Raw genomic sequence first — 21,300 nt, forward strand, 5'->3', positions numbered from 1 at the left:
TTTAATTACCTCTCTGAGACTTAGCTTCGGCGAGTTTCAATACCCAAGGACGATGGCTTTCTTTACTGATAATCTCATTACGTAAACGAACCATCGCGACAACACCGAAGAAAAATGCAAAACCAAAAATATTAAGTAGCAACGGCCATAACATATCGTTTGAAATGGACGGTTTCTCAAACTTTGTTATAGTTGCACCTTGATGAAGCGTATTCCACCACTCAACTGAAAAGTGAATAATCGGGAGATTAACGACACCAACGATAGCCAAAATGCCCGCCGCCTTTGCCGCTGTTTTTTGGTCATCAAAGGCGTGATAAAGCGCAATGACGCCCAAGTAAAGAAATAGCAGGATAAGCTCTGAAGTTAGACGTGCGTCCCACACCCACCAAGTACCCCACATCGGTTTACCCCAAATAGCGCCAGTCAAAAGTGCAATAAACGTATATACAGCGCCAATGGGTGCCATGGCAGAGGCCGCCATATCAGATAAACGCACCTGCCAAACTAGGCCGATAAATGCAGCAATCGCCATCGACATGTACACACCCATAGACCAAATCGCTGCGGGCACGTGGATATAAATAATTCTGAAACTATCACCTTGCTGGTAATCGGAAGGCGCAAACGCCAATCCCCACACAGAGCCTAAAGATAAACACAATAATGCTAGTATGGAAAACCAAGGCAACAACTTACCGCATAACTGATAAGTAGACTCAGGCTTGGCATAGGGATGGAGCCATTTCCACATATTTTGTTCTCACTCTTACTTCAGTTCATCTTGTCTTGAATGCATCACAAGACTTTAGTTTTATAATTTATAGATCGGGGAATTTTCGTGCTTGATCGAAAGCAACTAATTCACACTTACTCGTAGTGCAGCGCTAATCGCAAAAGGCGTCAGGGTAAATGCGCCCATAAACATTGCACCTAAAATTGCTAGCTGGCCGTTATAAGCAATACCTAGCGATGCTGCATCAATCGCAGATGTAGCAAAAATCAAAATCGGAATATAAAGCGGTAATACGAGCAAACTGAGCAGCACCCCACCTTTTTGTAATCCAACGGTCAAGGCAACGCCTATTGCACCGATAAAGCTGAGTGTTGGAGTCCCCAAGACTAAGGTCAATACCACAGCTAACCAAGTGTTAAAGTCCAGCGATAGTAAGATCGCGAGCAATGGGCTAATCAAAATAAGAGGCAATCCTGTCAGCAGCCAATGGGCAATCACTTTAGATATCACCACAATAGGTAATGGCACTGGCATCAGCATCATCTGTTCCAGCGAACCATCTTGAAAGTCATCTCGAAACAGTCGTTCAAGAGATAACAAAGCCGACAATAATGCTGCGACCCAAACGATACCTGCCGCAATGCGAGCCAACAGATTAGGCTCCGGTCCAATGCTTAGCGGGAAAAGCGTGATGACAATGATAAAAAACCACAGAGGGTTAAAGACATCGGCTTGGCGACGAAACGCAATGAGAAGCTCGCGTCGTACAATACTATTCATAATGCCTAGCATGATTAATTACCCAGTTTTATTTTTCTAAGTTTTGGGGTATCGGTGAACATATCTTGGTGTGTCGTCAACACCACGATGCCACCTTGCTCAGCGTGATTCAGAAAGAGTGATTCCAACACTTTAACGCCCTGTTTATCGATAGCGGTTAGAGGCTCATCCAAAATCCACAATTTGTGTTCACTCAACCAAAGCCTTGCTAACGCGACACGACGTTGTTGACCAGCAGACAATTGCGCGACAGGCACATCCTCTCGCCCTGCCAAACCAACTTTAACCAGTGCATTGTAGATATCTTCGTTAGATGTGTGCTTTTTAGAGTGCACATTGAGGTAGAATCTTAAATTTTCGTAGGCCGTCAGCTCACGTTTTACACCCGTTGAGTGTCCTAAAAACAGTAAGTCTTCGTGGTATCCATCACGGTTCGATTCTATATTTTCGCCATTCCAAAATATTTCGCCGCTATCACGATCACCCAGTCCCGTCACGATACGTAACAGGGTTGTCTTACCTGTACCGTTTCTCCCTTCGATTTGAACTAACTCTCCGGAATCTATAGTAAAAGAAAGGGATTCAAAGAGAATTCTTTCATCTCGAATGGCGGTAAGTTGGGATACTTCTAACATGTGCGGTCACTACTAAAATTTCGAGTCGCTATATTACCACAGCCTTTTCATCACAACACATCAATAGACCTATGCTAATCACGAAACTGAGTAAGAATCTGTTAACAATTGTGCATGTAACGACTTATCTAGCCCTAAATGGCTACAATTTAATACAAAAAAAGGTGCCAAATGGCACCTAGATACAAAATGATTAGCGACTAACACGCCGTTGACGAGCTAGAGATCGTTGTCCATCAGGATTGCTCTCCAATGGGGGAACTTTCTCTTTTCCGGCTATTTTTTTCTGTAACGACATCATCAGCTCAGCTTCAGCTTTAGGAAGCTCACATTCCTCAATCAACTCATTCAGGTCTGCGCCTAATTGAACCATCTTACTCGCTCTCGAATACAAACGACCATCATTGTCCGTTTGTTCAAGTTCCGTGATCCGTTCATTCAGATGCTTAATAATATCTTGCTGTTCACTTGCTCTCTGCCCTAATCCCACGACAACAGAACGAACTTCAAGTAGCTGTTTATTAGCCTTTTGAAGCTCTTTGTCTAAATGGCGATTTTGCTGTCGAAGTTGTTCAAACGCTTTCGTCTGCGATCGCTTAACCTGAATTAACGCGAACGCAAACAAGCTGATGACAAAGACGATAGACCCAACCAAAATTGGGTCGTTTGTGATCCAACTAAAGTCCATTATAGGTGAGCCATCTCATCCCATTCGTCATCCGTCAGTAGTTTATTCAAGTCCACTAAAATCAACAGCTTGCCATCACGGTTACTCACGCCCTGAATAAACTTAGCACTTTCATCTGTACCCACACTTGGTGTCGAGTCGATTTGAGATGAACGTAGGTAAACCACTTCTGCAACACTGTCTACCAGAATACCGATCACTTGGTGCTCTGATTCAATTACGATAATACGCGTGTTATCAGTAATTTCACCTTCAACCAAGCCAAAGCGCGAACGTGTATCGATAACCGTTACAACATTACCGCGCAGATTAATAATGCCTAGTACATAGTCAGGCGCACCTGGAACTGGAGCAATTTCTGAGTAACGTAAAACTTCACGCACCTGCATTACATTAATGCCGTAAGTTTCTTCTTCTAGTTGGAACGTCACCCACTGAAGCACTTCGTCATTAGACTGTTCTTTTCTTACTTCTACTTCATTAGTTTGAGACATACCTTATCCTCTCTAAGCCCAAGTCGGCATAAATGTTCTAATGGTTTAGTGCTTTGACATCAAGCCCTGCATCAAGCATAGATATTAATGCATCAACATGAATCAAGGCACACATTTTTTCTTTGACCATACCGGCGAGCCACGGGCGTTTCCCTGCGGTTTCTCGCCAGCGTATCATGTCGGGGTTTAGGGACTCTGTCCCCATCAGTTGCGTTGAAGCTAACCCCCACATGCTTTCTCCAAGCATGACAATATATTGGTAAGCTTCTTTGTACGCGTCACCTTTCAACTTTTCAGGCATCACCCATTTGGCTGTGTCTACCACATCCAGCTGAGCTTCCTTATTGCTCTGAAGACCTAAATACCATGCTGGTCTTCCAATGAGATGACTTAACTCACCCAGTCGATGAATGCCACCGAGTTCATCCAACGGTACCGCAAAGGTCACACCATTGACGTCAAAATAAAGAACTTGTAATTGAACGTCTTGAGCACGAGTTTGCCAAACATCAGGCACGCTACCTTGAGATTGGGTTTCTAACGCGACACTGATATCCGTCTGTTCATCTGTCTGAGGAATTTCAATTTCAGACGACTGGGACTCTTCAAACTCGATATCTAATTCAGGCGTAGTGACTTCACTTATAGGTGTGGCGTCAACTTCCCATTCCTGAATTTCTTCTACCGCCTGTTCGGTTTTGACTACAGCGATAGAATCGGTATTTTTTTGTAATACCTGTTCAATATCCAACTCGTCTACAGGATTGGTCGACTCAAGTTGTAGCAATAAGCGTTCAACGTCTTCCAAGTTTGGAACTTCTGACTCGGCAACGGGCAAGGTGTACTCTGTCAACTCATTGATACGCTGAAGCTCTGGCTCTGGCTCTGGCTCTGGCTCTTCAGCCATCGTGTTTTCTGATTCAGAAACCACAACCAGTTTTTGATCGTCTTCAACTTCTACGCATTCATCTAAAAGCGCCGAAAAATAATCATCTAGCGCCTTTTCACTAGAGAGTGTCGATTGACTACTCATTAATAGCTAGCCTCTCTAAATAAATCAGTAGTTGCTTATAAGCAAAGACACCTCTGCTGCCTGTTGCAAAGTGGGACACCGGGAGATGCTTTAAACTGGCATCGCGAAACTTAGTGTCAATCGGCACTGCAGAGGTCCAAACTTGATCTGGGTAGTCTTTCTTCAATTGCTGCAAAGTCTGTAATGAAGCACGCGTTCTTTTATCATACATAGTCGGTACGATTGTGACGCTGAAAGGCTCTCCTCGCGACTTCTGCATAATCGCTAACGTGCGTACCATGCGTTCTAGGCCTTTCATCGCTAAAAACTCTGTTTGCACTGGGATCAATATGCGATTACTGGCGGCAAGGGCGTTGACCATCATGACGCCGAGAATCGGAGGGCAGTCAATTAATACATAATCATAGCGATGCTTTAATGCGACTAACGCGCGTTTCAAAATTAGCCCCATACCACTTCGGTTACCCATTACCCGATCAAGGGTTGCCAGAGACATGTGCGCAGGAATGATATCTATCCCTTCAATGTCTGACTGAATAACCAAAGGCATTACGCTCTGTTCTGTAAACTCTTTTAACTGAAAAAGATCAAACAAGCTGGCGGGAACACCATCGGAATCATAACCAAGATACGTGGTCAGTGATGCATGTGGATCGGTATCCACAAGTAGAACACGCTTACCTTGCTTGCTCAGTAATCCAGCAAGGGTAATAGTGGTTGTAGTTTTACCAACACCGCCTTTTTGGTTGGCTATGCTCCATACAATCATCTACAACCTCTACGCCATACCCACTTCTACTAAGATTCGCTCTGCAATTCTATCGAGAGGCAAGTCTTCTGTAGAGATACCTGCTTTTGCAACGGCTTGAGGCATTCCATAAACAACGCAACTATCTTCGTCTTGAGCCCATATCGTCGATCCTGCGCTTTTTAGCATTCTGGCACCTTCACGACCGTCGGCACCCATGCCCGTCAGCACCATAGACAACACTTTATCTGCGTAAATCTTTGCAGCACTGCCAAACGTCACATCAACGCAAGGTTTGTAGTTCATGCGATCGCCACCATCCAAAATGCGCAGTTTCGCAGCACCGGGGCGACCTTCTACCATCATTTGCTTTCCACCCGGCGCAAGATAGGCCACACCCGGTTTCAATACATCACCGTCTTCTGCTTCTTTCACTTGAATACGACAAAGTGAATTCAACCGACTCGCAAACGCTGCCGTGAACGTAGCTGGCATGTGCTGAATCAAAACAATAGGATGCGGATAGTTTGCCGGTAATTTGGTTAAAATTTTCTGCAATGCAACGGGACCACCTGTTGATGTGCCGATCGCAGTTAACTGATATTTTTTGCCCGATGCTCTAAAACGTGCAGGCGCAACAGGCCTACTGACTGCTGGCGTTACTACCGTTTTAGATTGAAGCGTAGAGCGAGTCGCCAGCGCTGAGGCTGCCGTAGTCGCTGCTGCATGTGCTCTTACTGGCGCTACCGGTCTTGCTCTGCGCATAAACGCTCGTCGAGAAGCGATGTGAAGCACTCGCTGTTGTAGCAATGCGACCGCTTCATCTCGGTTGCGTGCGATGTCTTCAAATTTTTTCGGTAAGAAATCGAGTGCTCCCGCCTCTAACGCATCAAGTGTCGCTTTAGCACCGTCATGCGTCAGTGAAGAAAACATCAAAATCGGGACAGGACTTTTCGCCATGATTTCACGGACGGCAGTAATACCGTCCATCACTGGCATTTCAATGTCCATGGTAATAACATCTGGCTTTACGCTGAGTGCTTTTTCAACGGCTTCTCTTCCATTTGCAGCAACGTCTACGACCTCCAAGCGCGCATCAGAGTTAATGATTTCACTGACTCTACGGCGGAAAAAACTCGAATCGTCTACTACTAATACTTTAATCGCCATATCTTTCCTTCTATATCTGCGATTTAGATTCGAGAAGCAGCCGCATACTGCTTAAGTAAATCAGGTACGTCCAAGATCAATGCGATATGACCATCACTAGTGATTGTCGCGCCTGCCATGCCTGGAGTGCCTTGTAGCAGGTTGTCCAGAGGTTTGATAACCACTTCCTCCTGGCCAATTAGCGTATCCACAACAAAGCCAACACGTTGACTACCTAACTGAACAATAACAACATGGCCATGCCCAGTGCGCTGCTCTGCCCTACCAGCACGTGGTGCTAACCAGTTTTGTAAGTAGAACAGTGGGATAGATTTTTCACGAACAATGATCGTTAACTGGCCGTCGACAACGTTAGTACGACTTAAATCCAAGTGGAAAATCTCATTAACGCTAGCAAGCGGTAAGGCAAATGGGTGCCCTGCCACGCCCACCATCAACGTAGGCAATATTGCTAATGTTAACGGTACTTTGATCGTAATCTTGGTGCCTTTACCCATTTCTGAGTCGATATCAATTGAGCCGTTTAGCGTATTGATCGCTGTTTTCACAACATCCATACCGACACCACGACCTGAAATATCTGAGATCTGCTCTTTGCTAGAAAAACCTGGCATAAAGATTAGGTTGAAGCACTCTTTGTCCGTTAGGCGAGACGCTGCGTCTTCATCCATAACACCGCGTTTTACCGCAATACTACGAAGTTTATCTGGGTCCATGCCACTACCATCATCGACGATAGCAAGTTGGATGTGGTCCCCTTCTTGGGCAGCAGATAGAATCACTTTACCCGTTTTAGGTTTGCCCGCAGCGACACGAACGTCTGGCATTTCTATGCCATGATCAACGGAGTTGCGAACCAAGTGAATCAATGGATCAGCCAAAGCTTCCACCAAGTTCTTGTCTAGATCGGTTTCTTCTCCGCGCATTTCTAATGTGATGTCTTTCTTTAGACTTCTCGCAAGATCACGGACCACTCGTGGGAAGCGTCCGAATACTTTCTTAATTGGCTGCATGCGCGTTTTCATGACCGCGCCTTGCAAGTCAGCGGTCACGACATCAAGGTTAGCGACAGCTTTTGACATTTCTTCATCTGCGCTGTTCAAACCAAGGCTTAGTAGACGATTACGTACCAAGACTAATTCGCCCACCATGTTCATGATGGTATCTAGCGTCGAAGTATCAACACGTACTGTCGCTTCTGCTTGCTGTTTTTTACCTTGTGCAGTGTCTTTCTTTGTCTCTGCTACGGGTGTCGCTGGTTTTTCTGCTGGCTGAGCCACTGGTGTAACTGGCGTCGCAGGCGTGACGGCCGCTAAGTTAGATGCTGCTGGTTTCGTCGCATAGTCAAGCTCCTCCACAGATGGACCTTTACCCGCACCGTGTAATTCATCTAACAGAGATTCGAATTCTTCGTCCGTCATAAGATCTTCATCGCCGGAAGACGCTTTCGGGGCAACTGGGGCTGAAGGTGCTGTTGGTGGAGTTACCGAAGCAACATTAGACGATTCACCAGGGCCTTTACCTACCCCATGCAATTCATCTAATAACTTCTCAAATTCGTCGTCAGTAATATCACCACTTAGCTCACTGCTTGGCAGACTATTTGAAGCGGGTTCCACTACTGAGCTTGCACCCGGAGCAGCACCTTTTCCATGTAACTCATCAAGCAGTTTTTCGAACTCATCTTGCGTGATTTCATCAATAGAACTCGCCGGTGCCGTCACCACTGGTTCAGGCTCTACAACAGGCACTTCCACCACAGGTAACTCGTCCTCAACGCTAGCTGTTTCATCTTCAGAGGCTGGCTTACATAGACGGTGCAATTCATCCAACAGCGATTGCTCAGCAGGAACAAGAGGTTCATGATCTTGTACGGCTTGAAACTGTTCATTGATGGTATCCAAAGATCGGAGCATGGTGTCCATCAGACTCGCGTTGACCTGACGTTGGCCGTTTCGCAATGTATCAAACACATTTTCTGCGCCGTGGCATGTGTCCACTAGCTCAGTGAGCGATAAGAATCCAGCCCCACCTTTTACCGTGTGGAATCCGCGAAATATCGCGTTCAATAGATCCTTATCGTCTGGATTGTTCTCAAGCTCAACCAACTGCTCAGAGAGAAGCTCCAGTATTTCACCCGCTTCAACCAAAAAGTCTTGAAGGATATCTTCGTCTAAATCGTAGCTCATATATTACCTCTAAAACCCAAGACTCGAGAGCAAGTCATCGACTTCGTCTTGTGATGAAACAGCATCATCCCTTTCGCGAGGATTTAGTATCGGACCTTCTGGATCCGTCGATGCTTTCTTCTTATTGTCTTTGCTGTTTTCTGACTGCTCATTTCCAAACGCAGTGAGTATATCAACCAGTCTACCTTCGACTTCATTAACTAGCGTGATTACTCTACGAATAATCTGGCCCGTTAAATCTTGAAAGTCTTGCGCCATCAGAATTTCTGTCAGTTGGCCTCGTAGCTCTGAGCTATTTCCTTCCACCTGACCCAAAAGATCATCGATGCGATGGCATAGGGCTTTAAACTCAGCAATATCGATTCGCCCACGCATCAGTTCGTTCCATTGTGGACGTACTTGGAGTAGACCTTCATGCAAGTTGTCTGCGATAGGCATACAGCGATCCACTGCATCCATTGTTTTATTCGCAGCAACCTCGGTCTTGTCAATGACGTACTGGAGGCGGTCCCTTGCATCTGGGATTTCGTCATTGGCAATTTCACTCATCCGTGCGTCCGCACTGAACTGGTTAATCGCTTCGTGGAGGTCTCGGGTCAGCTCACCAATCTCTTGAAATACAGGAGTGGTTTCTTGCTCATAAATGTCTTTAACAAGCGCATTCGCATCTTGTTGCTGATCATTTTCTAATAGCTCTACAAGTTGTTTCGCCTGATCTAATGAAATCATTCTGATTTGGCCTTTGCACCGTGAGTTATGGACTTATAGACGTTCGAAAATCTTATCTAATTTTTCTTTTAGCGTTGCTGCTGTAAATGGCTTAACGATATAACCATTTACACCCGCTTGTGCTGCTTCGATGATCTGTTCGCGTTTTGCTTCCGCAGTAATCATCAATACAGGCAGGTGTTTCAGTTGCTCGTCCGAACGAATATGTCTTAAAAGATCGATACCTTGCATGCCAGGCATATTCCAGTCTGTCACAACAAAGTCGAACCCACCATTCTTTAACATTGGTAGCGCCGTTAAGCCATCATCGGCTTCTTGGGTGTTATTAAAGCCCAGGTCGCGAAGTAAGTTTTTAACAATACGGCGCATTGTTGAAAAATCGTCAACAATAAGGATCTTCATGTTTTTATTCAAAATTGCCTCCACTGAGTTGGATATCAGTGTATTACTCGTTGTTTGTCCACGCACTTAACTTTGTGCGTAAACGTTGCATAGACTGGCTAAGAATCTGACTAATGCGGGACTCGCTTACTCCGATAACTTCGCCGATTTCTTTTAAGTTTAACTCTTCGTCATAGTAGAGCGAAAGTACTAGAGCCTCTCGCTCTGGTAAAGATTTGATTGAGTCAATCAATGCTTTACGAAAATATTCATCTGCCACGCCTTTAAAAGGCGTATTGGAATCTTCATTGTCTTCAGGGCTGATCGCGTCTTCGGATACGCCAAGGTCTTCAATACCCACTAGACGAGAGCAATTGATGTCTGTCAGTGCAGAATGATACTGCGCTAATGTCATACCGAGATGTTGGGCAACCTCAGCGTCTGAAGGGTCTCGATTCAGTTCACCTTCAAGCTCCGAGATTGCTTGGTTAATTTCACGATTCTGCTTGTGGACAGAACGAGGAACCCAATCTCCTCGTCGGATGTCATCCAGCATGGCACCACGGATTCGAATACCAGCATACGTTTCAAAGCTTGCACCTTTACTACCATCGTAGTTTTTTTGTGCTTCAAGTAAGCCGATCATTCCTGCTTGAATAAGGTCTTCTACCTGAACACTCGGAGGCAATCGCCCAAGCAAATGATGAGCAATACGTTTAACCAGCACCGAGTACTTTTCTAAAAACGCTCGTTGGCTGTTATGGTTTGCGTACTGGTCATAAGTCAGGGCCTTATTCACCAAATGATTCCTCTGGAGGTTCAGTTCGATTGAGTAGTCGTTCAACAAAAAATTCTAGGTGTCCGCTTGGCGTTTTCGGTATTGGCCAAGTAAGGGCTTTATTTGCCAAAGAACCAATTGCTAAAGCAGCTGGTGAGCGCGGGAAAGCATCCACTACAATCTTTTGTTTTTTTACCGCCTGACGAACTTTATCATCTAATGGGATACACGCGACAAGCTCAAGACTCACATTTAAGAATCGCTCTGTGACCAACGTCAACTTTGCGAATAATTCTCTGCCTTCACGGTAACTTCTGACCATATTTGCAACAATTTTAAAGCGTTGCACCTGATGGTCTTTACTCAGCAGTTTGATTAACGCGTATGCGTCCGTGATTGAAGTTGGTTCGTCGCACACAACGACAACAACATCTTGTGCTGCGCGGGAGAAACTCACAACCATGTCGGAAATGCCCGCTGCTGTATCAATCAGTAGCACATCCATTTCATCTTCAAGGCTGCCAAATGCGCGGATCAGACCCACATGTTGAGCATGCGTCAGTTCGGTCATCGACTGAGTGCCCGATGTCGCAGGTATAATTTTTATTCCGTGCGGCCCTTCGACAATCGCGTCTTTTAAGTCACACTCTCCCGCCAAGACGTGCCCTAAATTAAGCTTTGCTCGGATCCCGAGCATGACATCGACATTGGCAAGGCCTAAATCGGCATCGAGTACCATCACTTTTTTGCCCTGACGAGCCATGCTGATCGCCATGCCTAATGTTACGTTCGATTTACCGACGCCACCTTTGCCACCAGTGACAGATATAACCTTAGTCAGAGAAGGTTGTGTTAAGCGGCGCAGACCGCTTGCTTGGTCTTGTATCATATTATTTGTCATCATCGTCGCCACCTAGAACTTTTCCACTTCACTGTTCCAGTAATGAGGCTCATCATCTGTAGACTTCTCAAGTAATTCGTTTGCTTTGGCTACCATGTATTTTGGTTGAGCAATCACAATATCTTCTGGAACACGCTGTCCGTTTGCTATGTACGCAACAGGCAGTGCATTCTGAACTACCACACTTACAAATTCACCGAGACTCAATGACTCATCTAGCTTTGTCAAAATGCACCCCGACAGTGGGATGCGTTTAAAGTGATCGATCGTTTCCTGCAGTACTTTTCGTTGGGCGGTTGCAGGAAGTACAAGATAGCTATGGATCAACTCCCCACTTTCTTGCATTAAGGTATCAAGTTGCTCCGATAGTCTGACGTCTCGCTGACCCATACCTGCAGTATCGACTAATATCAGGCGACGATTTCGCAACTGGTATATGACATCGGCTAGCTCTTTAGAATCTTTAGCAACTTTTACCGCACAGCCCATAATTCGGCCATAAATCGCTAATTGTTCGTGCGCGCCAATCCGGTATGTATCGGTTGTAACAAGCGCAACGTTGTCCGAGCCCCACTCCATGGCAGCGCGCGCCGCGAGTTTCGCCACGGATGTTGTTTTTCCTACACCCGTTGGCCCAAGCAGTGCAACGACACCGCCACGCTTTAAGATGTCTTGCTTAGCAATAGGAATTTGGTCAGAAACGAGTCCTAACAGCGCTTTCCACGCTTTCGTCGGTGGTGTGTCTTCCGGTATATAACACGCTAGCTGGTCGGCAAGATCTGATGAAACGCCCATTCTTTCGAGGCGTTTGATGAGCATTGCTCTAAGAGGTTCACGTCGTTCGACTTCCTGCCACATAAGACCAGAAACTTGATGTTCAAGAAGACGACGAATTGACGTCATCTCTTCTTTCATTTCTTCCAAGTCTTCATTAGGCAACGACGATTCTTTTTGACGACCGCGTTCATAGCGTGACGGATCCAAGCGAGATTCTGGACGTTCAACTCTGCGATCTTCGGCGATCAAGCGAGCCAACGGAGAATCTTCTTTCATCTGCACGTTATTAGAGTATGAATTTGATGAAGATTGACGTTTTAACAGAGCCGACAGTGAATCTGCCGTCTCCTCTTCACGTTCGTCTTGTTCAGGTTTGCCTGTGCTGTATTGCTTGAGCATGCTCGCGAACCGCTTGGTCATCGAACGGCCAGAGTCAGCCTGCGTTTGTAGCGTAACTCGGTCATCTTCAAGCTGTCTTTTTGACGGTGTAGGTAAAGAAGCGGGTGCCTGACGAGTATTATGACGCGGGTTTGAACTGTAGCCATTCGCTACCGAGCGATTGTTCGCGCTTTCACTATCGGTAGCCGCAACAATTTCAACACCACCTGCGACTTTTTTATTCGACATGATCACCGCATCCTCGCCCAGCTCCCCTTTCACTTGGAGCAGAGCAGAACGCATGTCTTTGGCAAAAAATCGTTTAATCTTCAATTTGGATACCGTTTACTCGTGCATTTATTCTAGTTACCAACCGCTTGAACAATGCGAATTTGTTTTTCATCTGGGATTTCTTGGTAAGAGAGTACTCGTAACGATGGAATCGTATTCTTCACAAACTTCGCCAAGGTTGAACGTAATACACCCGACGTCAGCAGTACTGCTGGCTCACCTTTAAGCTCTTGATCTTGGGTTGCCTGACTGAGTGACGATTGCAGTCGTTCTGCTAATCCAGGCTCAATACCTGCGGACTCTCCACCCGATGCCTGCATTGTTTGATGCAATATTTGTTCCAGTTCAGGAATGATAGTGATCACCGGAAGCTCTAGTTCTATCCCATTGATTTCCTGAACAATTAATCGCCGTAGTGAAATTCGAACGGCGGCGGTCAGGATGTCAGGTTCTTGACTCTTACTTGAGTACTCCGCCAAGGTTTGAACAATAGTGCGTATGTCTCGTATCGGTACGGCTTCGTTAAGTAAGTTCTGCAGTACTTTAACCACCACACCAAGTTGCAGTTGATCTGGCACGAAACCTTCCACCAGCTTAGGTGCGCTTCGAGACAGCATTTCCAATAGATTTTGGACTTCTTCGTGGCCAATAAGTTGAGAGGCGTTGTTCGTCAGCAACTGACTTAAATGGGTCGCCAATACCGTTGATGAATCCACCACGGTATATCCAAGAGCTTGGGCGTGTTCGCGTTGCTCTTCACGAATCCATACCGCTTCTAAGCCAAACGCCGGATCAGTGGTAGGCTCACCATCAATCATTCCGTAAACCTGTCCTGGGTTAATGGCCAGCTCCATGTCTGGGCGAATTTCAGCTTCACCCACCGCAACCCCCATTAATGTAATACGGTAGCTGTTGGGAGTGAGCTCCAGATTGTCACGGATATGCACAGCTGGGATAAGGAAACCAAAGTCTTGAGATAGCTTTTTACGCACACCTTTGACGCGCTCAAGCAGTTCCCCACCTTGATCTCTATCGACCAATGGGATCAATCGGTACCCTACTTCTAGACCCACAATATCAACAGGCTGGACATCATCCCAAGAAAGCTCTTTTAGCGTCGGCGCTTCTGACTCTGTCGTTGCGGGCAAATTAGGCTTTTCAGCCGCCAATTTTTGCTTTCGCTGAATCCAGTACGCCCAGCCACCAGCTAAAGCAGCGAGTAGCAAAAACGCGAAATGAGGCATGCCCGGCACAATCCCCATGACACCCAGAATACACGCCGTAATCATCAAGGCTTTGGGGTTATCAAACATCTGAAAGACGACTTGCTGCCCCATATCCTCGTCAGCATTTTGACGAGTTACCATAATGGCCGCGCCGATAGAGAGCAGTAGCGACGGGATTTGAGCAACCAGACCATCACCGATCGTCAGCAGCGTATAGATTTGAATCGCTTCGCCGAAGCCCAAACCGTACTGAGCCATCCCGATTGACAGCCCGCCGATGATATTGATAAACAGGATTAAAATACCCGCTATGGCATCACCTTTTACAAACTTGGACGCACCGTCCATCGAACCATAAAAGTCCGCTTCTTTCGTCACTTCTTGGCGGCGTGTTCTGGCTTGTTCTTGATCGATAAGACCCGCATTTAAATCCGCGTCGATCGCCATCTGTTTACCGGGTAAGGCATCTAGGGTGAAGCGTGCGCTTACTTCCGAAATACGACCCGCACCTTTTGTCACAACCATAAAGTTGATGATCATCAGGATAAGGAATACGACCAGACCGACGGCGTAGTTACCGCCAATCACCACGTTACCAAATGCCTCAATGACACTACCCGCTGCTTCTGGGCCTTCATGACCATAAAGAAGAACCACACGGGTAGATGCGACGTTCAACGCCAAACGCAGCAAAGTCGCGATTAAAAGAACCGTAGGGAAAGCGGCGAAATCGAGAGGTCTACGCGTGTATACCGTGACCAATAGCACCACCATTGCCAATGCAATATTGAAGGTGAAAAATAGGTCAAGTAAAAATGCAGGGATAGGCAGAACAACCATCGCCAATGTAGCCAAAACCATGACTGGCGCACCAATAGCTGGCATAGCCCGCTGCGGCAAAGGCGGTAATTTATCTGCGAATGGCAAAGAAAACTTCATAGATAGGCAGCAACAATTGTTCGTATAAATAGACAGTTAGCCGAACATGCAAATTTCAGTCCAGCTAAGCTGTCAAATAAATGACTTGTTGTAAGGTCTTGCGCTTAGAAAGCGAACTTTAGTTGTGAAGAGAATGGTGGGAGTTAAGCAAATGTCGGTTGTTAAGCGAACGGCAGTAGTTGATCGCGTTACAACTTACTCGCGGCTATTTACTAGAGACTTTGGAATCCACACATTACGGCTGAATGTTAAAAGCGATTTCACCACTGCGTTTTTCAGGGCAATAATCTATACAAATCAGCCCTGATGTCGGAAACATCGGAGGAACCATGTCTGTCACAAACTCCGCCACCAAATAGCCAACTAAAGGCAAATGAGAAACCAGCAGCACAGAATCAAGACTTTCAAGCTCAATCAATGCGTTAACGTACTCTGCCACTTGCTCTGAATCACCATAGGGTGTGATGTCGGGGCTGACTTCAATCTTCTTGGCATCAAACTCCGTGGCGACTTCCTGCCATGTTTGCTGTGCACGTAAATAAGGGCTAACAATTACTTTATCAAACTGTTGATAGCCTTGCTCAGCACAAGCCTTAGCAACAGCAGCGGATGCACTACGACCTCTTTCGGTCAGTGCTCGCTCAGCGTCACTCTGAGCAAAATGTTCTGCTTCTCCGTGACGCATAATAAATATTTTCATTACTTCATCCTACACTAAATCGGGAAATGGTTAACTGGAGGTCGTTTTCTCTTATTATGCTTAGACATCAAAGCAGTGGCGTCTATAGGGTCGACCTCTCAATGCAAATAAGTATACCAACTCAGTAAAGAAAGACTCCGGCTCTTCATCACTGTTTCGAAAAATATTTACCTACCGTGATTCTGTATTTTGGTTAGATATCTCAAACAGATAGTTGCACCCGACGCTATCCGCGTCATAATTATAAAAAACTCATCCCAAACTTTATCAGACCGGAGAGAGTCTCGTGCATATTAGCCCTAATGACACTAATCAGTACCGTTACCTTACCCTTAACAACGGAATTAGGGTCTTACTCATTCATGATGCCAATGCTCAAAAATCCGCAGCGGCGCTTGCGGTTAACGTTGGCCACTTTGACGACCCTTCTGACCGAGAAGGTCTCGCCCATTACCTAGAGCACATGTTATTTCTGGGGACGGAAAAGTACCCGAAAGTTGGCGAGTTTCAAAGCTATATTAGTCAGCACGGTGGTGCGAACAACGCATGGACAGGTACAGAACACACTTGCTTCTTTTTTGATGTCACACCGAATGCCTTTGAGCCCGCCCTTGACCGCTTCAGTCAATTTTTCAGCGCGCCCCTATTTAACCCAGAGGCCCTCGATAAAGAGCGCAAAGCCGTAGATTCAGAATACAAGCTTAAGCTCAACGACGATTCAAGACGCCTATACCAAGTGCACAAAGAAGTGGTAAACCAGAAGCATCCTTTTAGTAAGTTCTCTGTAGGTAACCTAGAAACATTAAGTGATAGAGATGGGAAGTCCATCCGAGACGAAATTATCAATTTTCACTATAACGAGTACTCGGCGGACTTAATGACACTGGCCTTAGTCGGCCCACAACAATTAGATGAGTTGGAGAAATGGTGTCGTGAGCAGTTTTCGTCGATTCCAAACCATCAGCTGACTAACAAGTCGGTGGATGTACCTTTTTGCAATTCGCACTCTACTGGCGTTCAGGTGCATGTAGAGCCTCTAAAGGAAATACGAAAACTCATCCTAACCTTCCCAATGCCCGGAATGGATAAGTATTACCGCAGCAAACCACTTTCCTACTTTGCTCACCTACTTGGTTATGAAGGGGAAGGCAGTCTAATGGTGGCCTTAAAAGAGCAAGGATGGATTACGTCTCTTTCAGCGGGTGGCGGCACCAGCGGGAGTAACTATCGTGAGTTTACCATTAGCTGCGCTTTGACCCCTGTTGGCCTAGAACACACTAACGAAATCATTCAGGCCGTTTTCGGCTTCATTGAGTTAATCAAAACCCAAGGACTCAATGAATGGCGCTATCTAGAGAAAAAAGCCGTATTAGAATCTGTATTTCGTTTTCAAGAACCAACTCGTCCACTCGATCTTGTCAGTCACCTAGTTATCAATCTTCAACACTACCAACCAGAAGATGTGATTTATGGTGACTATATGATGGACGGTTACGATGAGGAGCTCATTAAATCGTTACTCGGCTATCTGACCGTAGACAATTTACGCACCACATTGATAGCCAAAGACTTAACGTACGATAAATCGGCAAAATGGTACTTTACTCCCTACTCTGTTACGCCATTTAGCAAACAACAGCGCATCGAATTCGTTGCACCGTCCTTGCTCGATTTCAGGCTACCGAATGAAAACCCGTTTATTTGCTATGAGCTCGATCCGCAGCCGTTAGAAGAAGAGCATCACGAACCAAGAATGATTGAAGAGCTACCCGGTTTCAGGCTCTGGCACCTTCAAGATCATGAATTCAATGTGCCTAAAGGTGTCGTGTACGTGGCCATTGATAGCCCCAAATCTGTATCCACACCAAGAAACATCGTCAAAACAAGACTATGTGTGGAGATGTTTCTCGATAGCTTAGAGAAAGACACCTATCAGGCCGAGATAGCAGGCATGGGATACAACATGTATGCACACCAAGGTGGGGTCACTTTAACGATTTCTGGCTTTAGCAAAAAGCAACCTGAACTGATGCGTATGATTTTGGAGCGCTTTGCAAAGCGTGACTTCAGCCAGAAGCGGTTCGAAACGATCAAACATCAGTTGCTTAGAAACTGGAAAAACGCATCGCAAGATCGTCCTATATCTCAGCTTTTCAATTCACTGACGGGCATTTTGCAGCCCAACAACCCACCTTATTCGGCTTTAGTTGAAGCATTGGAAACGATCAATGTGGACGAACTTCCAGAATTTGTTGACTCGATTCTATCTGAGCTACACGTAGAGATGTTCGTTTATGGGGATTGGACTCACAGCGATGCTCTGGCACTTGGTGAGACCCTGAAAGACGCGATAAGAGTGAAGGATCAACAATATGAAGAGTCTTTACGCCCTTTGATTATGCTCGGTAAAAACGGGACATTTCAGCGCGAAGTGTTTTGCGATCAAGAAGACTCTGCGGTCGTGCTCTATCACCAATGTGAAGACACCACCCCTAGGAGTATTGCACTTTACTCTTTAGCAAATCACCTGATGTCAGCGACGTTTTTCCACGAAATCCGCACGAAACAGCAACTGGGTTATATGGTGGGAACGGGGAATCTGCCACTTAATCGCCATTCGGGTATCGTGCTATATGTGCAATCACCTAATGCGGCACCCACCGATCTTGTGTCGTCCATAGACGAGTTCCTCAACGCTTTCTATATGGTTCTACTTGAATTAAACGATTACCAGTGGCACAGCAGTAAACGAGGGCTTTGGAACCAAATCTCGACACCAGATACCACTCTAAGATCTCGAGCACAACGTATGTGGGTTGCGATTGGTAATAAGGATTACGAATTCAACCAAAGGGAAAAAGTTCTAGAGGAACTAAAAGAGCTAGACAGATCCGACATGATTCGCTTTGTTGTCAATGAGTTGAAACCAAGAACAGCAAATCGACTGATCATGCACACACAAGGCAATGCACATCATCAAGCCGATAAGCTGCACCTTGGCCTAGAAATTGGTTCAATAGAAGAGTTCCAGCTAAGACCAAAAGATGTCGAGCTCGGCTAATTAGGTACTAAGGGGCTTCACTGAAAAGCCCCTTTTTATTATGCGCGCTCAGACTCTACAATCGCCTTTAAGGAGTGAGGGTGCAGCTTTATACACACACCTTGATGCTTAAACGCAACGGTTGGGTTGTTAAGGCGCTCCCCTTCCCCTTTAGGGCTAGACAACTTAATTTTAATGCCCTTATCTGCCAGCTGATCCAAGTGCTTAGCGAAGTTTGTAAATCTCTGCTTAAGATCGTCTAAGTACTCTTGCGCCGTTTCCGCTGTTGACGGAATAACAAATTCAACATGCTCCCAGCTCTCTTCTGGATAGCGTTTCCCAGGCGCTGGGTATGGCAGCTCTAAGCATTCGATTGACCAACCTAGCGCTTTTAATGGCTGAGCGAACTCAATCACAATGATCGGACGACCGTTGATCACAGCGCTAGAAATTTCTTTCCCCTGTATTAGCCATTCTTGATGAGCTAATTGTGCCAGTTCTGCATCATTGATTCGTAATGCAATATGATCCGCCTGAAAATCAGACAATTCAATATGCAAGATTTCGCTTAAACCTTGGATTTTATGCATGAAATCATCCAGTTTTTTGCACATCTGTGCAGGCATTAAATCAGCATCAATCAGTCGTTGTGACATTTTAAACCATCCAAAACATTAATTTTTCTACAATAGTAACAAGATCGTCGGGAAAAGTAGAAAATTTCCCAGTTCTGTCCCTATAAGAGAACTAATAAAGTTGGTATTATGTGCGTCAAATTATGAAGTAGATCAAGATATGCATTCACCGCCACCCGAGTGGATATTATCCAACAATAGCCTGTCGCTAGCTTGGAGAATGGGAATGCATACCTAACCAATTCCCCAGAATTGAAGGAAGCGCGTGTGAATATCCAAGCACTTATTAACGACAAAGTATCTCAGGCTCTAGAAGCCGCTGGCGCACCTGCAGGAAGCCCTGCTGCTGTTCGCCAATCAGCGAAACCTCAGTTTGGTGACTACCAAGCTAACGGTGTGATGGGCGTAGCTAAAAAACTAGGCACAAACCCTCGCGAATTCGCACAAAAGGTATTGGATGTTCTTAACCTTGATGGCATCGCTAGCAAGACAGAAATCGCAGGCCCTGGATTTATCAACATTTTCCTAAGTGAAGAATTCCTAGCGAAACAAGCTGAAGCAGCACTAGCAGACTCACGTTTAGGCGTAGCCGCTGAAGAACAGCAAACTATCGTTGCTGACTATTCTGCTCCAAACGTTGCAAAAGAAATGCACGTAGGTCACCTACGTTCAACGATCATCGGCGACGCAGTGGTACGCACTCTAGAGTTCCTAGGCCACAAAGTTATCCGTGCAAACCATATCGGCGACTGGGGTACTCAGTTCGGTATGCTTATCGCTAACCTAGAACGCGTTCAAAAAGAGTCTGGCGAAGTTTCAATGGAACTCTCAGATCTAGAAGCGTTCTACCGTGAATCTAAAAAGCTTTACGACGAAGACGAAGAGTTCGCAGTTAAAGCACGTAACTACGTAGTGAAGTTGCAAAGTGGCGACGAATACTGCGCGGAAATGTGGAAGAAGCTGGTTGACGTGACTATGGTTCAAAACCAGCGCAACTACGACCGCCTAAACGTATCACTAACTCGTGACGATGTTATGGGCGAAAGCATGTACAACGACATGCTACCGGGTATCGTGGCTGACCTGAAAGAAAAAGGCATCGCACAAGAAGATGACGGCGCACAGGTTGTATTCCTAGACGAGTATAAAAACAAAGATGGTGACCCAATGGGCGTTATCATCCAAAAACGCGATGGCGGTTTCCTTTACACCACCACCGATATCGCATGTGCTAAATACCGTTACGAGACTCTAGGCGCAGATCGCGTTCTATACTTCATCGATTCACGTCAGCACCAGCACCTAATGCAAGCTTGGACAATTGTCCGTAAAGCTGGTTATGTTCCTGAAGAAGTAACGCTAGAGCACCACGCGTTCGGTATGATGCTTGGTAAAGATGGTCGTCCATTTAAGACTCGTGCTGGTGGTACCGTTCGCCTAGCGGATCTGTTAGACGAAGCGCAAGAGCGTGCTGTTGCTCTGATCGAATCTAAAAACCCATCACTTGATGACGAAGAAAAGCAAAATATTGCAACGACTGTCGCAATGGCAGCGGTTAAATATGCAGACCTTTCTAAACACCGTACCACAGACTACGTGTTTGACTGGGACAACATGCTAGCGTTTGAAGGCAACACTGCACCATACATGCAGTACGCGTACACTCGCGTTGCTTCCATCTTCGCGAAAGCGGGGGTTTCAATGGACGAATTGTCAGGCGAGATCAAGATCACTGAAGAGAAAGAAAAAGCGCTCATCGCTAAACTGCTTCAGTTTGAAGAAGCGGTACTGTCTGTTTCTCGTGAAGGTCAACCACACATCATGTGTAGCTATCTATTTGAACTGGCTGGCCAATTCTCTAGTTTCTACGAAGCTTGTCCAATCCTGAACAGCGAAGATGAAACCGTGAAACTAAGCCGTATGAAGCTAGCTGCGTTAACCGCGAAAACAATCAAACAAGGCCTTTCTTTGTTAGGCATTGAAACGCTAGAGCGCATGTAATAGATACTTGCAGCTTTGATTAGGAAAGGTTGGTGTGAGAGCACCAGCCTT

At 45.8% G+C, this 21,300-nt stretch carries 19 protein-coding genes; 2 read left to right on the forward strand and 17 right to left on the reverse strand.

Annotation, left to right across the window (positions count from 1 at the left end):
* Position 1: 1 nt before the first annotated feature.
* The 16 genes from NP165_RS08680 to sixA form a co-directional block, all read right to left on the reverse strand.
* Complete coding sequence (locus NP165_RS08680; RefSeq protein ID WP_257083579.1) at positions 2 to 754, reverse strand: heme ABC transporter permease; 753 nt, start codon at positions 752 to 754, stop codon at positions 2 to 4.
* A 105-nt stretch (positions 755 to 859) separates the two neighbouring features.
* Entirely contained in the window at positions 860 to 1,528 is a 669-nt protein-coding gene (gene ccmB, locus NP165_RS08685; protein ID WP_257083580.1) for a heme exporter protein CcmB, read from the reverse strand.
* Positions 1,529 to 1,530: 2 nt separating this feature from the next.
* The gene (gene ccmA, locus NP165_RS08690; protein ID WP_257083581.1) at positions 1,531 to 2,151 is read right to left on the reverse strand and encodes a cytochrome c biogenesis heme-transporting ATPase CcmA; all 621 of its coding nucleotides are present in this window, start codon (positions 2,149 to 2,151) and stop codon (positions 1,531 to 1,533) included.
* Positions 2,152 to 2,344: 193 nt separating this feature from the next.
* Entirely contained in the window at positions 2,345 to 2,839 is a 495-nt protein-coding gene (locus NP165_RS08695; RefSeq protein ID WP_257083582.1) for a DUF2802 domain-containing protein, read from the reverse strand.
* Positions 2,839 to 3,333 (reverse strand): chemotaxis protein CheW, encoded by a 495-nt coding sequence (locus tag NP165_RS08700; RefSeq protein ID WP_257083583.1) that lies wholly within the window; start codon positions 3,331 to 3,333, stop codon positions 2,839 to 2,841. Before NP165_RS08700 ends, NP165_RS08695 begins: the two co-directional genes overlap by 1 nt.
* A gap of 37 nt (positions 3,334 to 3,370) precedes the next feature.
* Positions 3,371 to 4,366: a chemotaxis protein CheW gene (locus NP165_RS08705; RefSeq protein ID WP_257083584.1), complete on the reverse strand. Its 996-nt coding sequence runs from the start codon at positions 4,364 to 4,366 to the stop codon at positions 3,371 to 3,373.
* Positions 4,359 to 5,135, reverse strand: coding sequence for a ParA family protein (locus NP165_RS08710; protein WP_257083585.1), 777 nt, complete (start codon positions 5,133 to 5,135; stop codon positions 4,359 to 4,361). The genes NP165_RS08705 and NP165_RS08710 overlap by 8 nt, the downstream gene beginning before the upstream one ends.
* Before the next feature lie 9 nt (positions 5,136 to 5,144).
* Entirely contained in the window at positions 5,145 to 6,284 is a 1,140-nt protein-coding gene (locus tag NP165_RS08715; protein ID WP_257083586.1) for a protein-glutamate methylesterase/protein-glutamine glutaminase, read from the reverse strand.
* 23 nt (positions 6,285 to 6,307) lie between these two features.
* Positions 6,308 to 8,473, reverse strand: a complete 2,166-nt coding sequence (locus NP165_RS08720; protein ID WP_257083587.1) for a chemotaxis protein CheA — start codon at positions 8,471 to 8,473, stop codon at positions 6,308 to 6,310.
* A gap of 9 nt (positions 8,474 to 8,482) precedes the next feature.
* Positions 8,483 to 9,202 (reverse strand): protein phosphatase CheZ, encoded by a 720-nt coding sequence (locus tag NP165_RS08725; protein ID WP_257083588.1) that lies wholly within the window; start codon positions 9,200 to 9,202, stop codon positions 8,483 to 8,485.
* 33 nt (positions 9,203 to 9,235) lie between these two features.
* Positions 9,236 to 9,604 carry a chemotaxis response regulator CheY gene (cheY, locus tag NP165_RS08730; protein ID WP_257085572.1) on the reverse strand — a complete coding sequence of 123 codons (369 nt, stop codon included), beginning with the start codon at positions 9,602 to 9,604 and terminating at the stop codon, positions 9,236 to 9,238.
* 43 nt (positions 9,605 to 9,647) lie between these two features.
* Positions 9,648 to 10,382 (reverse strand): RNA polymerase sigma factor FliA, encoded by a 735-nt coding sequence (locus NP165_RS08735; RefSeq protein ID WP_257083589.1) that lies wholly within the window; start codon positions 10,380 to 10,382, stop codon positions 9,648 to 9,650.
* Entirely contained in the window at positions 10,375 to 11,262 is an 888-nt protein-coding gene (locus NP165_RS08740; protein ID WP_257085573.1) for a MinD/ParA family protein, read from the reverse strand. The genes NP165_RS08735 and NP165_RS08740 overlap by 8 nt, the downstream gene beginning before the upstream one ends.
* 12 nt (positions 11,263 to 11,274) lie before the next feature.
* Complete coding sequence (gene flhF, locus NP165_RS08745) at positions 11,275 to 12,750, reverse strand: flagellar biosynthesis GTPase FlhF (protein ID WP_257083590.1); 1,476 nt, start codon at positions 12,748 to 12,750, stop codon at positions 11,275 to 11,277.
* A gap of 29 nt (positions 12,751 to 12,779) precedes the next feature.
* Entirely contained in the window at positions 12,780 to 14,873 is a 2,094-nt protein-coding gene (flhA, locus tag NP165_RS08750; RefSeq protein ID WP_257083591.1) for a flagellar biosynthesis protein FlhA, read from the reverse strand.
* A gap of 235 nt (positions 14,874 to 15,108) precedes the next feature.
* Positions 15,109 to 15,573, reverse strand: a complete 465-nt coding sequence (sixA, locus tag NP165_RS08755; protein ID WP_257083592.1) for a phosphohistidine phosphatase SixA — start codon at positions 15,571 to 15,573, stop codon at positions 15,109 to 15,111.
* A gap of 286 nt (positions 15,574 to 15,859) precedes the next feature.
* On the opposite strand from sixA, the gene NP165_RS08760 reads away from it, so the two are divergent.
* Positions 15,860 to 18,634 carry an insulinase family protein gene (locus NP165_RS08760; protein WP_257083593.1) on the forward strand — a complete coding sequence of 925 codons (2,775 nt, stop codon included), beginning with the start codon at positions 15,860 to 15,862 and terminating at the stop codon, positions 18,632 to 18,634.
* 38 nt (positions 18,635 to 18,672) lie between these two features.
* On the opposite strand, the gene NP165_RS08765 is transcribed toward NP165_RS08760, so the two are convergent.
* A complete protein-coding gene (locus NP165_RS08765) occupies positions 18,673 to 19,269 on the reverse strand; it encodes a VOC family protein (protein WP_257083594.1) in 597 nt (198 codons plus the stop codon).
* A 246-nt stretch (positions 19,270 to 19,515) separates the two neighbouring features.
* Here NP165_RS08765 and argS point away from each other — a divergent pair, with 246 nt between their 5' ends.
* Positions 19,516 to 21,249, forward strand: a complete 1,734-nt coding sequence (gene argS / locus NP165_RS08770) for an arginine--tRNA ligase (protein ID WP_257083595.1) — start codon at positions 19,516 to 19,518, stop codon at positions 21,247 to 21,249.
* The last annotated feature ends 51 nt before the right edge of the window (positions 21,250 to 21,300 follow it).

The organism is Vibrio japonicus (assembly GCF_024582835.1).
GTDB classification, from domain to species: domain Bacteria; phylum Pseudomonadota; class Gammaproteobacteria; order Enterobacterales; family Vibrionaceae; genus Vibrio; species Vibrio japonicus.

Coding starts and splice junctions, on each gene's coding strand:
- ccmB (WP_257083580.1), bottom strand. CDS start 1,528: ATGCTAGGCATTATGAATAGTATTGTACGACGCGAGCTTCTCATTGCG.
- NP165_RS08700 (WP_257083583.1), bottom strand. CDS start 3,333: ATGTCTCAAACTAATGAAGTAGAAGTAAGAAAAGAACAGTCTAATGAC.
- NP165_RS08740 (WP_257085573.1), bottom strand. CDS start 11,262: ATGACAAATAATATGATACAAGACCAAGCAAGCGGTCTGCGCCGCTTA.
- NP165_RS08710 (WP_257083585.1), bottom strand. CDS start 5,135: ATGATTGTATGGAGCATAGCCAACCAAAAAGGCGGTGTTGGTAAAACT.
- sixA (WP_257083592.1), bottom strand. CDS start 15,573: ATGAAAATATTTATTATGCGTCACGGAGAAGCAGAACATTTTGCTCAG.
- flhA (WP_257083591.1), bottom strand. CDS start 14,873: ATGAAGTTTTCTTTGCCATTCGCAGATAAATTACCGCCTTTGCCGCAG.
- NP165_RS08725 (WP_257083588.1), bottom strand. CDS start 9,202: ATGATTTCATTAGATCAGGCGAAACAACTTGTAGAGCTATTAGAAAAT.
- NP165_RS08705 (WP_257083584.1), bottom strand. CDS start 4,366: ATGAGTAGTCAATCGACACTCTCTAGTGAAAAGGCGCTAGATGATTAT.
- NP165_RS08765 (WP_257083594.1), bottom strand. CDS start 19,269: ATGTCACAACGACTGATTGATGCTGATTTAATGCCTGCACAGATGTGC.
- cheY (WP_257085572.1), bottom strand. CDS start 9,604: ATGAAGATCCTTATTGTTGACGATTTTTCAACAATGCGCCGTATTGTT.
- NP165_RS08720 (WP_257083587.1), bottom strand. CDS start 8,473: ATGAGCTACGATTTAGACGAAGATATCCTTCAAGACTTTTTGGTTGAA.
- ccmA (WP_257083581.1), bottom strand. CDS start 2,151: ATGTTAGAAGTATCCCAACTTACCGCCATTCGAGATGAAAGAATTCTC.
- NP165_RS08695 (WP_257083582.1), bottom strand. CDS start 2,839: ATGGACTTTAGTTGGATCACAAACGACCCAATTTTGGTTGGGTCTATC.
- NP165_RS08715 (WP_257083586.1), bottom strand. CDS start 6,284: ATGGCGATTAAAGTATTAGTAGTAGACGATTCGAGTTTTTTCCGCCGT.
- NP165_RS08680 (WP_257083579.1), bottom strand. CDS start 754: ATGTGGAAATGGCTCCATCCCTATGCCAAGCCTGAGTCTACTTATCAG.